The organism is Hymenobacter cyanobacteriorum, assembly GCF_022631375.1.
GTDB classification, from domain to species: domain Bacteria; phylum Bacteroidota; class Bacteroidia; order Cytophagales; family Hymenobacteraceae; genus Hymenobacter; species Hymenobacter cyanobacteriorum.
In genome coordinates this window covers 778121-792105 of record NZ_JALBGC010000004.1, presented here as the reverse complement: position 1 = coordinate 792105, position 13985 = coordinate 778121, and the positions used below count along the sequence as shown (strand labels likewise).

The 13985-nt window shown below is 63.9% G+C and carries 12 protein-coding genes; 3 read left to right on the top strand and 9 right to left on the bottom strand.

The annotated features are described in order from the left end of the window. The first annotated feature begins 28 nt into the window (after positions 1 to 28). A complete protein-coding gene (locus MON38_RS17555; protein WP_241937451.1) occupies positions 29 to 613 on the top strand; it encodes a Uma2 family endonuclease in 585 nt (194 codons plus the stop codon). Positions 614 to 721: 108 nt separating this feature from the next. Here MON38_RS17555 and MON38_RS17550 read toward each other — a convergent pair whose 3' ends face one another. The 3 genes from MON38_RS17550 to MON38_RS17540 form a co-directional block, all read right to left on the bottom strand. Further along, the gene (locus MON38_RS17550) at positions 722 to 1531 is read right to left on the bottom strand and encodes a LytR/AlgR family response regulator transcription factor (protein WP_241937450.1); all 810 of its coding nucleotides are present in this window, start codon (positions 1529 to 1531) and stop codon (positions 722 to 724) included. Positions 1532 to 1704: 173 nt separating this feature from the next. Beyond that, positions 1705 to 2844: a sensor histidine kinase gene (locus MON38_RS17545; RefSeq protein WP_241937449.1), complete on the bottom strand. Its 1140-nt coding sequence runs from the start codon at positions 2842 to 2844 to the stop codon at positions 1705 to 1707. Between the two features lie 142 nt (positions 2845 to 2986). Continuing rightward, complete coding sequence (locus tag MON38_RS17540) at positions 2987 to 3691, bottom strand: hypothetical protein (RefSeq protein ID WP_241937448.1); 705 nt, start codon at positions 3689 to 3691, stop codon at positions 2987 to 2989. 242 nt (positions 3692 to 3933) lie between these two features. Here MON38_RS17540 and MON38_RS17535 point away from each other — a divergent pair, with 242 nt between their 5' ends. After that, positions 3934 to 4620, top strand: coding sequence for an outer membrane beta-barrel protein (locus MON38_RS17535; protein ID WP_241937447.1), 687 nt, complete (start codon positions 3934 to 3936; stop codon positions 4618 to 4620). Between the two features lie 123 nt (positions 4621 to 4743). Here the strand turns inward: MON38_RS17535 and MON38_RS17530 are convergent, their stop codons facing one another. From MON38_RS17530 to MON38_RS17510, 5 genes are all read right to left on the bottom strand, one after another. Beyond that, positions 4744 to 5118 (bottom strand): hypothetical protein, encoded by a 375-nt coding sequence (locus tag MON38_RS17530; protein ID WP_241937446.1) that lies wholly within the window; start codon positions 5116 to 5118, stop codon positions 4744 to 4746. 384 nt (positions 5119 to 5502) lie between these two features. Further along, entirely contained in the window at positions 5503 to 5964 is a 462-nt protein-coding gene (locus tag MON38_RS17525) for a helix-turn-helix domain-containing protein (RefSeq protein ID WP_241937445.1), read from the bottom strand. 177 nt (positions 5965 to 6141) lie between these two features. Then, entirely contained in the window at positions 6142 to 6516 is a 375-nt protein-coding gene (locus tag MON38_RS17520; protein WP_241937444.1) for a hypothetical protein, read from the bottom strand. Between the two features lie 13 nt (positions 6517 to 6529). Then, positions 6530 to 7162, bottom strand: coding sequence for an ADP-ribosyltransferase family protein (locus tag MON38_RS17515; RefSeq protein ID WP_241937443.1), 633 nt, complete (start codon positions 7160 to 7162; stop codon positions 6530 to 6532). 112 nt (positions 7163 to 7274) lie between these two features. Then, positions 7275 to 10340 carry an Eco57I restriction-modification methylase domain-containing protein gene (locus MON38_RS17510; protein WP_241937442.1) on the bottom strand — a complete coding sequence of 1022 codons (3066 nt, stop codon included), beginning with the start codon at positions 10338 to 10340 and terminating at the stop codon, positions 7275 to 7277. A gap of 261 nt (positions 10341 to 10601) precedes the next feature. Here MON38_RS17510 and MON38_RS17505 point away from each other — a divergent pair, with 261 nt between their 5' ends. Continuing rightward, positions 10602 to 11630, top strand: coding sequence for a TonB family protein (locus tag MON38_RS17505; protein WP_241937441.1), 1029 nt, complete (start codon positions 10602 to 10604; stop codon positions 11628 to 11630). A 35-nt stretch (positions 11631 to 11665) separates the two neighbouring features. On the opposite strand, the gene MON38_RS17500 is transcribed toward MON38_RS17505, so the two are convergent. Beyond that, complete coding sequence (locus MON38_RS17500; protein WP_241937440.1) at positions 11666 to 13912, bottom strand: TonB-dependent receptor; 2247 nt, start codon at positions 13910 to 13912, stop codon at positions 11666 to 11668. Positions 13913 to 13985: the final 73 nt, after the last annotated feature.

Below are 13985 nucleotides of genomic sequence, written 5' to 3'. Positions count from 1 at the left end.
GTATCTTGTTGCACTAACCCCCATTGCCATGACTGCCATCACCCTGAAAAGCGCCGTGCTTGAACGCCTCACCGACGAGGAATTCTATCAGTTCTGCATGGACAACCGCGACCAGCGCATCGAGCGCGATGCCAATCACCAAATCACCATCATGCCCCCTACCAATTCCGAAACCGGCGCGTCGAATAGTGAAATAAATTACCAGCTCGCACACTGGAATCGCCAGCACGAATTGGGCAAGACGTTCGATTCTTCCGCCGGCTTCACCCTCGATACCGGGGCCATGCTCTCGCCCGATGCCAGCTGGATTGCCTGGGAAAACTGGAACGCGCTGAGCCTCGACGACCGGCGCGGCTTCGCCCGCATCTGCCCCGACTTTGTGGTGGAGCTGCTCTCGCCCACCGACCGCCTCACCGACACCATGCGCAAGATGGAGCACTGGCTCGAAGCGGGTGCCAAGCTCGGGTGGCTCATCGCGCCCGGCACCGAGTCGGTCTACATTTTCGAGCCCGGCCAGCCCGTGCGCCCCGTCGTGGGCTTCGACCAGGAGTTAGTGGCCGGGTCGGTGCTGCCCGGCTTCGTGCTGGAGCTGCGCCGCCTGCGGGCGGAGTAATTATCCGTCTGTCATCCTGAGCAAAGCGAAGGACCTTATCCCGTCAGAACAAGCCGTTTGTTCCAGCGTGATAAGGTCCTTCGCTTTGCGCAGGATGATAGGCGAAACCTACCTGTCCAGCCAGCTCTTGAACACGTTCACTTTTTCGCGACTCACCAGCACCTGGGCGTCGGGCGCGGTGGGTTTGAGCACGGTTTGCAGGCGCGAGTTGGCGTAGTGGATAATGTCCTGAATGGCCGACTGCTGGGCCAGGTAGGCGCGGTTGAGGCGGAAGAAGCGGCGCGGGTCGAGCAGCGTTTCGAGCTGGTCCATCGTGTAGTCGACCACGAATTTGCGGCCCTCGGTGGTTTGCAGGAAGGTGGCTTTTTCGAGGCTGAAGAAGTAGGCAATCTGGTCGAGCGGCACTACTTTCAGGTGCTCGCCCACGCGCACCACAAACTGGGTTTTGTAGCTGGCAGCGGGTGCGGCGCTTTGCTGCATCTGCTGCACGAGCTGGGCCAGCAGCGCGGGGTCGAAGGCCGGCGCCGGGGCTGGGGCAGCGGCGGGCAATGGCGCGGCGGGCAGGCGCTGGCGCAGCTTGGCGAGGGCGGCAGCCAGCTCGTCGGCATCGATGGGCTTGAGCAGGTAGTCCACGCTGTTCACCTTGAAGGCCTGCAGCGCATACTGGTCGTAGGCGGTGGTGAAGATGACCGGGCAGCGCACCGCCACCTGCTCAAAAATCTCGAAGCTCAGCCCGTCGGCCAGGTTGATGTCGAGAAACAGCACGTCGGGCGCTATTTCGCGCAACAGCTTCACCGCCTGCGCCACCGATTCGGCCGTGCCGAGGATTTCGAGCGGCTCGGGCTGGCGGGCCAGCATATCGGCCAGGCGGCGGGCGGCAAGGGGTTCGTCTTCGACGATGAGGGCGCGGATGGGCATTGGGGCAGCAGCGGAGTAATTGAATCCCAAAAGAACGTCATGCTGAGCGTAGTCGAAGCATCTCTACCGCGCAACTAATTCCGACGATTGGGTTTCAATTAGATTTACTACTGCGGTAGAGATGCTTCGACTGCGGCTGCGCCTCCGCTCAGCATGACCGTTCTCACGCCTGTCTACAGCACCAGCAGCGGCAGCGTCACCACAAACTCGCCGTTTTCCTCGCCGCTCACCAGCGGCTTGTCGGTGAGGAAGGCGTAGCGGGCGGCCAGGTTGGCCAGGCCCCGGCCCGACGACTCGCCCGGGGCCAGCCGGCGCGGGCGGCGGGTGTTGCGCACGGTCAGGGTATGGGCCGCGGGGTCCAGGGTCACGCGCAGGTGCAGCGGGTCGGCCTGGTAGGCGGCGTTGTGCTTGAGCACGTTTTCGAGCAGCAATTGCAGGGCCAGCGGCGGCACGTAGTACGGGGCCACGGCCGCGGGCGGCAGGTCCATATCCACGGCCAGGGCTTCGCCGAGGCGGGTTTTCTGGAGGTAGAGGTAGCTTTCGGCGAAGGCAATTTCGTCGGCCAGCGGCACCAACTCCTGGCTTTCGCTGTCGAGCACGTAGCGGTACACCTGACTGAGCTGGCGGATGAAGCGCACGGCCCGGGCGGGGTCGTTTTCCTCCACCAGCGAGGTCAGCGCATTCAGCGAGTTGAACAGGAAGTGCGGGTCGACCTGCCGGCGCAGCGAGTCGAGGCGGGCCACGGCGGTTTCCTTTTCGAGGCGCTCGACGCGCACCGTGGCCTCGCGCCAGCCCAACAGGAAGGAGCGCGAGTGCATGAACAACGACACAATCACCGTCAGAATCAGGGGAACTACCATCTGCCTCAGCACATTGTCTTGAAAAACATAGCTCGGCGGCCGGTGCCACAACAGCAGTGCTAGGGCCTCGCCTATCAGCACAATCACGGTCAGCGAGGCCGCCAGCGACGCGCCCACCGTGAGCAGCAGCCGGCGCACGGGCCGCTCGTTCCAGCCCATGCGCCGGTTCAGCCAGTCAGAAGTGTAGCCGTTGGCCAGCCACAGCCCCACAAAATAGGCCAGCGAGATACCAAAGCTGATGCCGAAATCGACCGGGTGCTGCCAGGGGTGCGCCTCGTTGGAAAACGCGAAAAAGAACGTTCCCAGCAGTATCCACCAGCGCCGCTCCCAGATGCTGCGCAGCTGCGAAGGCTCGGTGGTCGTCACCCAGGGCTGGGCCAGGCGGGCGTTGGCGGCGGCAGAAAACGAGTCGGAATGGGGCGGACGCACGGCGGCAGGCAGGCAAGTTTCCATCAAAGTAAGGGGCTGAAGGTAGAATGGAGCTGGTTGCACGACGTAGGGGCGGGGCTTGCCCCCGCCCGTCGTCCGCACTGCGTTATCGATTCCGTTCAACGACGGGCGGGGGCGCGCCCCGCCCCTACGTCGTGCTCGTTCCCTACTTCGCGGCCGTGGCGGGCGCTTCGTACTGTTTCATGCGGCCTTTCAGCTGGCCCTGGCCCCAGTTGGGGGCCAGCGGGCCGGCGGGCACGAAGGCCGCGAATTTCGCCTGGGCCTGCACGTAGAGCGGCTTGGCAGCCTCGGCGCCACCGCCAAACATCTTGGGCGTGAAGTTCACGTTGTTGGCCTCCACCAGGTAAGGGCGCGGGTTGGCGGGGTTCAGGGCCTGGGCCTTGGCCACGGCCTCGCCCACCAGCTCCGAGTATTTCATCGAGCGCATCATGGGCGCGATGCCCAGGCGGGCCTGGTAGGCGTAGGCCTGCAGCGTGAGCAGCTCCGACTCATCGCCGTGCAGCTGGCGGGCTTTGGCCAGGGCGGCCTCGGCCTGGTCGAGGGTTTTGTCTTTGGCGTCGCCGTCTTCCTTGCTCTGGAACACGTTAATCACCAGCGCATAGGCCTGGTAGTAGCGGGGCAGCCAGTCGTTGGGCGCCACGGTGGCGGCGCGCTCAAACTTGGCAGCCACGGCTTTGAGCACGGCCGGGTCGCCGGTGCTCATCAGCTCGGTGATGGTGGCGGCCATCATCGTGGTATAGGCATCGGCAGGAGCAGCGGCGGTAGTGGCGACTGCGGCAGCGGGTTGGGCCTGGGCGCTGGCGGTGAGGACAGCGGCAGCGAGGGCGAGCGTGAGGACGAAGGTTTTCATGGGAGTAAGCTGGGGGTTGATGGTGGAGGATTGAAGTGCCGTGGTTGATGATTCAAAGGTGGCGGCGGGCCGGGCCGGCCGGAAATGCCTGTTCCCGAAGCGTCGGATGAGGCGGATGAACCGGCGGCGGCGGGCGACGGGCGGGCGGTGGCTTTTTGGGGGCCGCCGGCGCGGGCAATGCAACGCCTGCGCCGGCCAAGAGGCTCCTGGTTGTGTTCCACCCCACTTTTCAGCCCTTGCCCATGCGTTTGCCTTCCCTCGCTCTCGGCGGCCTGCTCCTCGCCGCCGCCCTCCCCGCTCACGCCCAAACGGCCCCCGCCGCCGCCCGCTACTACGTGGGGCTGGCCGCCTACAGCAGCTACTTCCAGCCGCTGGGCGACCTTTCGCAGGCCAACCGCAACGAGGTGCGGGTGCCGTTGCAGCTGGTGGCCGGCTACCAACTGCGCCCACGCCTGGCGGTGCAGGTGGGCGTGGCCTACAGCGGCACCACGGCCAGCTACGCTACCGCCGGGCGGGCCTACAGCCCCGCCAACCCCACGCAGGGCACGTATTTCGACTACAATGCCACCGATACCCAGCGCCGCGTCACGCTGTCGGTGCTGGCCCGCTACACGCTCACGCGCAACGCGGCCCACCGCGTGCAGTTCGACGCGCTGGGCGGCTTCACCCTCGAGCACGGCCGCACCTTCCTGCGCGGCACCCAGGCCGACAGCGTCGGCGGGGCGTTCGTCGTCAGCCCGTTTAGCTACCACGCCTCGCGCACCAACCTGCTGCTCACGGCGGGCCTGGGCACCCGCCTGCGCCTGAGTCCGCGCTTCACGCTGTTCTATGATTTCACCCTGAACAAAAACCTGAACATGCCCGGCTACCTGCCGGGCAGCCTCACCAGCAGCAGCGCCCTGGGCCTGCGCTATCGGTTTGGGCGGTAGTCTTCGCTTCGGGCCCATGCAAAAAGCGGCCGCCCCTGGCAGGGGCGGCCGCTTTTTGCGCGGGCTGGCCGTCAGGCCCTAGCTGGGCAACGTACCCTTGTGGGCCGTCACGGCCTGAATGGCCTAGTCGAGCGTCGCAATCTGGGCATCCACCTGGTCGGCGTCCACGTCGGCGAGGTAGGCGGTGGGGCCACTGGTGGTTTCGCTGCTCAGGGTCAGGTTGTCGCGCCGCGAGGTGGCGGCGATGAGCGCCCGCTTGGCCGCGCGCAGCTCAACCGGCGTGAGGCCGGTGCGGGCAGCCTCGGTGGTGTAGTGGGCCACGTCGTCGGTGGCTTTGGCCAGCTGGGCGGCCACGGTGGTGGCCCGCTCGGTGGCCCGCCCGTCGGCGTAGGTCTGGGTGTAGTCGCGGTAGGCGTAGGTGGCCTTTTCTTTGGTGAGGCTGTCCAGGGCCTGGTCGCACTCGGCTTTGGTGGTGAGCAACGTTACATCGGCTGCCATAGAACTTGTAGGGGGTTTTTGAGTGGGAATAAATGGGTTGAGCCCAAATGTAGCCGGCCGCGTAAATCGCACAAAATCACTCCCAACAAAGGACAAAAGCCGCGCTTTTCCCCGGTTTGGGCCGGTTGTGGGCGGGGCACAACTGCCCGTCAGGCAGCGCGCAGCGAAGCATCTTTACCGCAGTAGTAATTGAGTTTACTATCGCGGTAAAAATGCTTCGCTGCGCGCTGCCTGACGTTCTTTTTATTTCCTCCTTCTTCCCTACCCTTCTCCCAGCAGCGCACCCAGCGCCGCGGCCTCGGCCTCCAGGGCCAGCGCCCGCTGGTGCCCGAGGTGCCAGGCAGCCAGCACCTCGGGCGGCAGGGCCAGCGGCACGGTGGCCAGCTAGGCGTGCACGTAGCGCAGGCGCACAGCCTCGCGGGTGGCGGGGGCCTCACCCGCGGGCGGGGGCGGCGGCAGAGCGGCCAGCAGCGTGGGCAGGGCGGCGGCCCAGCGGGCGGCCACGGCGGCTTGCTCGGGCAGGTCGCGCAGCTGCCAGCGCAGGGTGCGGGCCTCGTGCAGGCAGGCGGCCCGGCGGCGCTGCAGGGGGCCGGCGTCGAAGGGGCCGGGCGGCGGGGCGGTGTCAGGTGCGGGCGACGCGGGGGTGACTTCGGCAGCTTCGAGCGGGGCCAGGAAGGGGGCCAGCCGGGCACTCACATCGCAGGTAAGGGCGCGGGCCCCGCTTTCGAGCTGGCTCACCAGGCCGGGCGATATGCCCAGCAGGACCGCCAGTTCCCGGCGGGTCAGGCCGTAGTAGCGGCACACCCGCGCCAGGCGGGAATCGGAATAGTTAGCGAAACGGGCCATGCAAAACAGGTGTAAAGAATTCGGACGAGGCAGTAATAATTCTTTACAAGGTATGTAAACAATTATCATCAGCCTACCTGAATTCTTTACACCCAGCAATGCGACGCAACCTGATACATAGCAAGAATCCCCGGCTGCGTTGGCAGCCGGGGATTCTTTTGTTGGATTCGTCAGCGCTTACACTAATTCGAAATCGGGTATTATAGCATAATCGGTGCGTTCAGCGAGGCGCTGACTGGCCCGCTCAATACCGGCCTGCCGGGCCGGGTTTGCTGCTAATTCGGCCTCTTCACGGCACTTGTCACGCTGGGAGATGTAGCTCATCATTTGCGAAACCTGCGCGTCCGTCATATGGGCCGCGTGCATGTGGAGCAGATGGCTCAGTAAGGTAACTTCTTCAGCGAGCGCAAGACCGGATACTGGCTGCGCGGTACAGGAACTGCTCAGGATGCTTTCCAACAGGTATTTCTCCGATTTGGGCGCAGCACCCAACCCATCCCACTTGCGCGTAGAATAGGAAACCGTACTGGGAGCAAGGGCAAAATCAAGCATGGCAAAAGGATATTTACGATTCTACTAACTGAATTTCGGTAAAAGAAGTTTGCTTACGCAGTCCGACAACCCGAAACGAGGTGTGGGGTAAAAATAGCACCTCTTGTTCATTTTCAATACCGTACCGCCCGTTACTTCCATAGTGCGAAAGGCCCTCAATGTAGCGCCCGGTGCGGGATAAGATGGTCAACAGGCAATTTTTACGATGTAGATTGTCGAAAAGAATTTTTCTGGCTATCCTTTGGGAAGTACTGGAAGACATAAAATTTGGCCAATGCTGGTTGGCTAATGTACCGAATGGTTCCCCCTGAGCCTCTCGCTGGTGCAGTTCCTGCAGCACCTCCGCAGGCCACTGTTCGGCGCTATACACCGGGCCAACGTGGGCCGGTAGCCTAGTCAGGGCCGCTTGCAACCACAGGCCCGCGGGCTCGGCAATATTGCCGCCAGCCTTGGCAATGGGGCCTTTTATAGCATTTGCGCAGTCATGGGAGAGGGTGTAGTAGTAGATAATGGCTTTTTCTTCGGGCGTGAGGTCGGGGTGGGCAGCGGCATAGCCACCCTCCTGCACTACCCGCAATGCGTGAATCAGGGAAGGGTCGGTAGTGAAATCGAGGAGCGGTAGCGGGTTCATCAAAAGCAGCAGCAAGCCAGTTTGGTTTGGTCAAGATGGGGGTGACTTACAAAGCCCCGGTGCCCTCCACCAGCTCGATTTCGGCCGGGGTGAGCTGGTAAAGCTGGTACACTAGTGCGTCTAGGTCCTAGTCGCGCTGGGCCAGGTGCTGGCGGGCGGTGGCCTGCGCCTGCTGGTGCGCCGCGTGGTGCTTCAGCCACTCTCCTTTCTCCTTAAGACCGAGGGCGCGGCCGATGCTTTTTTCGAGGGCCGTGCTCCAGGGCTTCCACTCCTGCGTGAGGGCCAGCTTGCCGCTAAGTGGGGCGCTCAGGCCCAGCTCGGCGCGGAGTAGGGCGGCAAAGTCGGCATCGGCGGCGTGCAGGGCGCGGTGCCCGGCCAGCAGCTCGTCGGCCAGGGCAATGAAGGGCTGTTGCTCGGCGGGGGTGATGTTGGGGATGGGAATTTGGGCCAAATACTCCTTGGAAATATTAACCGTCAGTTTCGATTCATTGGTGAACCGAACCGTGTAAAACCAATTAACCAACCTCGAATTAAGAAGCCCTAAAATGTATTTTATTGAAAATGGTATGTCAGCCTTTAAAATAAGGTTATTAATTGACTCCTTATCATAGAACTGTTGGTCATCGTAAGCTACAGTAATGGGCCGACTGCCACCTGTGATTCGCTGAATCAACAGCTTCTCCTTAGCCTCAAATATTTTAGGAGTTCTTGCTCTATGAAGTTGTTTCGGGTCGTAGTTCAGGTATTTAAAACCTCTCACGATGTAGCGACCAACGTGCTTTCCTTCCAGAAATCTTTTGTAGCCTGGTTGCGGAGAATCCGAAATTATGTCATCCTGATTGTGCGTGATTACGACACCGAAAATCAACTCCTCACACAAATCCCCAAGCAGGATTGAACTATCAACAATTTTATCCAGAATTATGCTATTGGCAATATTCGTATTGATTCCGATAACATAACCAGCTTTCTTAAACTCGTCCTGCTTAATCACCTGCTCAATATCTGATTCGGTATCGAATCGAATAATTGTTTCCTGACTGCTGTTATCCCTGTTTTTCTCTACTGAAATAACAATTGCGCTAGTAGTTGCATCTGCAAAAACACCACCACCAAGGTCTGTTAAAAATTCGAGCCTTGCATTATCCAGAAGAAACCTGCGCGAACTATCATATGACGTCACACGCAAAAATGTATTTGGAATAATGAAAGACAGTTTACCAAATTCTTTGAGCAGACCAATAGACAGCTCATTGAACAGAGTAAACAAGTTGACTTTTCCCGAACCTGATTGATAGTTCTTTTGGAAAAACTTCTTTTCCTCTTTTGAAAGCGTGGCATTGCCCCCAAATACATACGGCGGGTTCCCCACCACCACGTCAAACCCACCAGATTCAAATGCTTCGGGGAAGGCGGCTTGCCAGTCGAAGGCGCGGTCGCCGGCCACGGCGGGGTCGGCGATGAGGGAGTTGCCGGTGCGGATGCTGTGGTCGAGGGACGTGAGGGGCCGGCCGGGGTTGGCAGTCTGGAGCCAGAGGCTGAGGCGGGTAATCTGGACGGATTCGGGGTTGAGGTCGACGCCGTAGAGGTTGTGCTGGAGGATGTGGCGGTCGAGGTCGAACAGCTCGCGCTGGCCGGCGCGCAGCTCGGCCAGAGCATCGTTCACCACCTGCCCCTCGCGCAGCAGGTAGCCAAAGGCCTCGTTGAGAAACGCGCCCGAGCCGCAGGCGGGGTCGAGCACGCGAATGGCGCGCAGGCGCTGGCCGTAGGCCTCCCAGGCCGCGAGGTGCTTCTGCACTCGGGCGCTGGGCACGAGCAGGCGCTTGGTTTGCTGGTTCACGCCGATGGTGGCGCGGTCGGCATCCGTGAGCTCAGGTAAGTTATCGAGGCCGGCCTCCTGGCGGCGCTCGCGCAGCCAGCCGCCCACGGCCTGCTGCACAATGTAGCGGGTGATGTAGTCGGGGGTGTAGAAAATGCCGTCCTGCTTGCGCTTGCCCTGCTTGGCGCTAGGCGGGGCCTCGCCCAGCAGGCGGGCGCGCTCGGCCTCTAGGTCGGCGAGGCTCTGCTCGAAGATGTGGCCGAGGATGTTCACGTTCAGCTCGGAGGCGAAGTCGTAGCGCTCCAGGCTGAGGACCGGCCCGAGGGTGCGGTCCTTGATGACGAGGGCATCGAGGGCGGCATCGGGGGCGAAAAGGCCGCCGTTGAAGCGGTTGATGTTGGCGCCGGGGTTGCCCAGGTCGATGCTCTGGAACAGGCCGCGCACGGTGCGGTAAATCTTGTCGTCGGCGGGGTCGAAGACGTTAGCCCGCACGGCATCGAGCAGCCGCCGGAAGGTGAGGCGCGGAATAATGTTCTTGTCTTCGCAGAAGCACACGAAGATGATGCGGTCGAGCAGCTTCTGGGTATGCCCGAGCAGGGCCAGCGGCGGCACGTCGGGGTTCTGCTCGATGAGGTGGTCGAGTAAGTCGCGGCGGGCGGTGCGGTAGTCGCGGTAAAACTCCTTACTGATGCGGGCCTCCTGGTCCTGGCGCTGGCGCAGAGCCTGGTCGAGGGGGGCATCGGGCTGGGCCGGGGCGGGCAGCAGCTGCCCGCTGCCCAGCAGCGCAAAGAAGCGCACGAGGGCCAGCGGGCTATCGGGCAGGGAGCGGAAGTCGAAGACTTCGGCGCGGGTCTGGTCGTTGGCGGCATACAGGCGCAGTTCCACGAAGTTGCTCACGATAACCCAGCGGCAGCTCGGCCCCATCTTGGAGGGGTAGCTGAAGGCTTGCTCCACGGGGCTTTCGGCGCGGCCCTTGGGGCCCAGCTTCTGCTTGGCGTCGAGGTTCTGCTTGGCCGATTTTAGCTCCACCACCGCCCGCACCGGCCCGCCGAGGGCACCCTTGCCATCGGCCCCGAAGTCGCCGAGGGAGCCGTCGGGCTTGGTGCCGTCCACGTTGGTTTTCTTTTCGAGCAGCAGCTGGCGGTAGTCGGGCCGCTGGTGTTCATAGCCCAGCGCCTCCCCAAACACGAGGGTCAGAAACTCGGCCTGCAAAGCTTCCTCCTTCTGGCTGGTGACGTAGCCGGAGGCAATGCGCTGCTGCCACTGGCGCAGCTTCTCCACGCGGGCGGGCCAGTCGGGCAGGGCGGTGGCGGGTTGGTAGGTAGCAAGCGGCGCGGGCAGGGCGGCCGGGGCGGGAGCGAAAAGGGGTAGCATGCGGCGAAGGTAGCGGCAGAGCCGAGTCCAGCGGCGCGGCCAAGGCCGAAAAGGGACCAACAGGTGTGTAAAGAATAAATGAATGCAGCGCGAAATTCTTTACGCGCATTGTAAAGAATTTCGCGCTGCATTCATTTATTCTTTACATCGAGCAGAAGTTCGTTGTTGGCTTGTATTGGCTTTGCGCCGCCAACCCGGGCATTAGGCGACGCAGTCGAGACGTTGACAACGCCAACCCAGCAAACCCGCCACCTTTGCCCCATGATGCTACTCGCTACCGCCGCCCGCGCCCTACTATTGGCCAGCCTGCTGCTGGGCCTGCCCGGCCACTATAGCCCCGGCAGCACCGCCGCGGCCCAGGCTTTTGGCCTCACCAGAGTGTACCCGCCCGATGTGCAGCAGCTGCCCCAACTGCCCGGCTGGGGCGGTCCCGAAGCCACCAAGATAGCCATCGAAGACGCCATTGAGTGGCCGCTGGAGGCCCCCCGGCCGGCGGGTCGCGTCGTGGTCCGGTTCACCATCGAGCCCACGGGCGCTACCGACAGCCTGCGCATCGTGCAGGGCCTGAGTGCCGCGGCCGATGCCGCCGTGCTGGCCGCCGTGCGCCGCCTGCCCGCCTTTGTGCCGGGCCGGCAGGGCGGCCGGCCAGTGCGGGTGGCCTACGCGCTGGGCGTGGCGCTGCCGCCCCCGCCCACGGGCGAGGCCCTGGCCCGGTACCGCGACGCCCAAACCCGCCAGCAGGGCGTGGCTCGCCGCCGGCCGGGCGAAGCCGACAGCGCCTTTGTGCGGCGGGTGCTGCCGGTGGCCTACGGCCAGGCCCCCAACCTGCTGGCGTATGCCTGGCGGCCCAGCGACTTTGGCAAGCAGCTATTTTTCTCGGTGCAGGATGAGGAAGGCAATGTCGAGCTATTGGTGCTCGACCCTTACCAGGCCGATACCTACGCCGTGCAGGCCTTGCCCCTCACCTCACAGGGCGACATTACTACGCTGGAAGCCCTCTTTTTCGCCGATGCCAACCACGACGGCCGCAAGGACCTGCTGGCGCTTTCCTCGTGCAGCCTGCGCGAACGAGTGAAAGTTGACGGTCATTGGATGTTCGCCCACAACACGCACTACGTCACCGACACCTGGCACTACCTGGGCCCAAACCAAGCCGGCCGGCCGCAGTACGAGTCGGGTCCCGAGCGTTCCGACCTCAACGAGCTGGCCACGGCCGCCGACGTGCGCCGCGCCCTGGCCGCGCCCGTGCGCTCGCCCCAGCCCAAAGCGGCCACGAAAGCCCGCCGCTAGCACGTAGCGTGGGCTCTGCGAGTCCACGCTACAGTTCAGTCCGGCCGCTTGTCCAAATCCACTTTCGTGGTTTTGTTGATGGAGATGAACACGCCCACGAACAGCATGCGCGGCGCGGGTGGCAGCACGGCCGCGCTGCGGAACTGGCCGCTGGCATCGGGCGTGCCGGCGAAGGTGTAGCCGTAGATGTTCTGGCGGTTGAGCACGTTGCTGGCCGAGACGTAGACGATGGTGAACTGCTTGAACCAGTGGGTGAGGTAGCTCACGTTGAGGCTCAGGTCCTGGTAGGCGGGCAGGGTGGCCTGGTTGTAGCCGGCGCGGTTGGGGTCGAAGTAGCGGCGGCCGCTGCCGTAGCTGTAGGTGAAGCCGAACTGGGTGTGCATACGGGCCACGTAGTACTTGCCCACCACGCTCAGGTTGTGCCGCGCGGCGAAGGTGGGAATGGCGGCCACGGGGTCGGCCCGATACTGGCGGCGGGTGTCGAGGAAGCCGTAGCTCACCCAGTAATCGGCCATTTTGAAGGTGCTGCGGTCCCGAAACAGCACGTCGAGGCCACGGGCGTAGCCGTTGCCGGCGTTCTGGTAGCCGGCCGGGTTGAAGACGTTGGCGCGGTCGTAGGTCACGAGCTGGCGGTAGTTTTTCTGGTAGAGCTCGGCGCGCAGGGTGCGGTCCTGCACGGTGCGCTCGAATAGCAGGCTGTAGTGCTCGGCCCGCTCGAAGTTCAGGGCGTGGCTCACGCGCAGCAGGTCGGTGGTGGGCGTTTGGTAGAAGTAGCCCCAAGCGGCCGAGAACTGGCTGTGCTCGCCGGTTTTGTAAGCCAACCCCAAGCGCGGCGCGGCGTTGAACTGGTTTAGTAGGGCCGAATACTCGGCCCGCGCCCCCACCCGGGCGGCCAGGCGGTGGCTCAGCACCATCTCGCTTTCGGCGAAGCCGCTGCCGCGCTGCTCATCCACGGCCAGGGCCAGTGTGGGGGCTTCGGCCGACGACTGGTACTGCTGGCGGTAGCGCTGGGCGTAGCCTTCGAGGCCCACCTTGAGGTTGAACCAGGTACTGGCCGAGTCGTTGGTGAGCACCAGCCGCGCCACGGCCGACTGGTCGAGGTCGCGCACCGACTGCACGTCGGGTCGGATGAGGTTGTCGTCCACGGTCAGGGCCAGGCCGGTATTCAGGCTCCAGCCGCGGCGCAGCGGGGCCCGGTAGGTGGCGTTGAGGTAGGCGTTGTCGTTGGCCAGCGCGACGGGGTGGCCGTCGGCGGCGTAGGCGGGGCTGGGGTCGGGCTGGCGCAGGGCCAGGCGCTGGCGGCTGTAGGTGCTGTATAGTTTCAGCATGCCGGCCTCCCCTACCTTGTGGGCCACTTTGAGCGAGCCGCCCAGCGCCAGCGGGGCGCGGTCCCAGCCCAGGTTCTGGGGCACGAGGTTGTAGTAGGGCGCGAGGTTGGTGTAGTCGGCGCTCACGGCCACCGAGGTGCGGTCCCAGCGCCGGGTGCGCCCAAGGCTGCCGCCTACCGACATCAGCGACACGCTGGACTGCGTTTCCGGGGCCAAATCCGTCGAGTTCTGCACCACCACGGCGCTCAGCGCCTGTCCGTACTCGGCCGAGTAGCCGCCCGTGCTGAACACCAGCCCCTTGAACAGGAAGGGCGAAAACCGGCCCCGCGCCGCCACGTTGGGTACCGCGCCGCCGTAGGGCGTCTGCACGGGCAGGCCGTCGATGTAGTATTTGGTTTCCGAAGCCGCTCCGCCGCGCACGAACAGCTTGCCGTCCTCCCCCACCCGCGTGGTGCCGGGCAGGGCGTTGAGCGCCCCGGCCACGTCGCCGAGCGCGCCGGCCGTGGTCACAATGTCGAGGGGCTTAAGCAAGGTGCCGCGCTTGGTGTCGCTGGCTTCAAACGCCCCAGCCGTCACCACCACATCGCCGAGGGCGGCGGGGTTGGCTTTCAGGCGGATGTTGGGCAGCGAGATGGAGCCTTCGCCCAGGCTCACCAATAGCTCCTGCGGTACGTAGCCGATGAAGCTCACCACCAGCACGGCCGGCCCGGCGGCGCGGTCGGAGCGGAAGTCGAAGCGGCCCAGCGAGTCGGTGCTGGCCCCGTCGAAGGTGGTTTTCAGGAACACGTTCACGCCCGGCAGGGGCTGGCCGGCGGCATCGCGCACGGTGCCGTGCAGGCGGGTTGGTGCGGTGGCGGATTGGTGGGTTTTGGCGGCCGACGCAGTTTGGGCCTGGGCGGTAGCGGCTTGAGCGGCGCTCAGCAATAGGAGCAGCGGGAGTATCGGAGTTTTCATGGCGGCGGGCGGTTTGAATGGCTCAAAGGTGCCCGTGGGCCGCCCCGGCGCTCAACTTCCCGTTGCCGAACCG